Origin of the sequence: Micromonospora sp. D75 (assembly GCF_018070405.1) — a bacterium.
GTDB lineage: Bacteria > Actinomycetota > Actinomycetes > Mycobacteriales > Micromonosporaceae > Micromonospora > Micromonospora chalcea.
Genome location: NZ_JAGPXV010000984.1, coordinates 1 through 1,349 on the forward strand (window position 1 = coordinate 1; position 1,349 = coordinate 1,349).

General features: G+C 75.8%; 2 protein-coding genes. Both read right to left on the bottom strand.

The features are described 5' to 3' along the window. Positions 1 to 10: 10 nt before the first annotated feature. Positions 11 to 1,141 carry a polyprenyl synthetase family protein gene (locus tag KBX39_RS31320; protein ID WP_210874016.1) on the bottom strand — a complete coding sequence of 377 codons (1,131 nt, stop codon included), beginning with the start codon at positions 1,139 to 1,141 and terminating at the stop codon, positions 11 to 13. A gap of 9 nt (positions 1,142 to 1,150) precedes the next feature. Next, positions 1,151 to 1,349, bottom strand: a 199-nt coding sequence (locus KBX39_RS31325; RefSeq protein WP_210874018.1) for a hypothetical protein, incomplete at its 5' end; no start/stop codon positions are given.

Consider the following 1,349-nt stretch of genomic DNA (forward strand, 5'->3'; position numbering starts at 1 on the left):
GCCGCCACCTTCAGGATCGACCGCTTCGGAGGCGGGGGACAGCGCGGGGGAGTGGTTGTCCGGCGGGGCGGCGGGTGGCGGCTATGGCCAGGTCCACCAGCGCCTGGCGGGCCTCGGTGTCCAGGTCGACGGCGGTGAGCGCGGCCAGCGCGCTCTCGGTGAGCGCGGTGATGTGCCGTTCGGCACGCTCCAGCGCGCCGCTGGAGGTGATCAGCTCGCGCAGCCGGTCCACCCCGGCCGCGTCCAGGTCCGGTACGCCCAGCCCGGCCAGCAGCGCCTCCCGGCCGGCCTCGTCGAGCGTCTCCAGGGCGGCCGCCACCAGGTACGTCCGCTTGCCCTCGCGCAGGTCGTCACCGGCCGGCTTGCCGGTCAGCTCCGGGTCGCCGAACACGCCCAGCACGTCGTCGCGGAGCTGGAACGCCTCACCCAGCGGCAGCCCGTACGCGGAGTAGGCGGCGTGCACCTCGGCCGGGGCGCCGGCCAGCGCGGCGCCCAGCAGCAGCGGCCGTTCGACCGTGTACTTCGCCGACTTGTACCGGGCCACCTTGGCCGCCCGGTCGAGCGAGGTGTCAGCGGTCGCCTGGGTCAGCACGTCCAGGTACTGCCCGACGGTCACCTCGGTGCGCATCTCGTCGAAGACCGGCCGGGCCCGGGCAACCGTCGCCGGCGGCAGGCCGGAGGAGTGCAGCAGCTCGTCGGACCAGACCAGGCACAGGTCACCCAGCAGGATCGCGGCCGAGTCACCGAACGCGTCCGCGTCGCCGCCCCAGCCGGCCGCCCGGTGCCGGGCGGCGAACCTGCGGTGCACCGCCGGCTCGCCCCGCCGGGTGTCCGACCGGTCCATCAGGTCGTCGTGAATCAGCGCGCTGGCCTGCACGAACTCCAACGCGGCCAGGGCGGCGACGACCTGGTCGGAGTCGACTCCGCCAGCGCCCCGGTAGCCCCAGTAGCCGAACGCCGGGCGCAGCCGCTTGCCGCCGCCCAGCACGAACGCCTCGATCGCCTCGGCGACGGGCAGCAGGCCGTCGTCGACGGCGGTCAGCCAGCCGCGCTGGCCGGCCAGGAACTCGGTGAGCGCCTTGTCGATCCGCTGACGCAGGCCGGCACGGTCGACGGGGGAAACGGGAGCAGCGTGGGTCACGCCACGACGCTAGCGGTTCGGGCCCGCTCCCGTCGTGCCGCCGTCCCGGCGTGCCTCGCAGCTCACCGGCGGCGACGGCCGCCACGGGTGCCGTGACGGCAGGTACGGACGGGTCGCCGCGAGCAGCCGTGCGTACCCCCGGGTCGCCGGTCCGGGCGGACGGCGGGCCAGCCCGCGGCGGAACTCGGTGAGCTGGCCGACGGCCCGG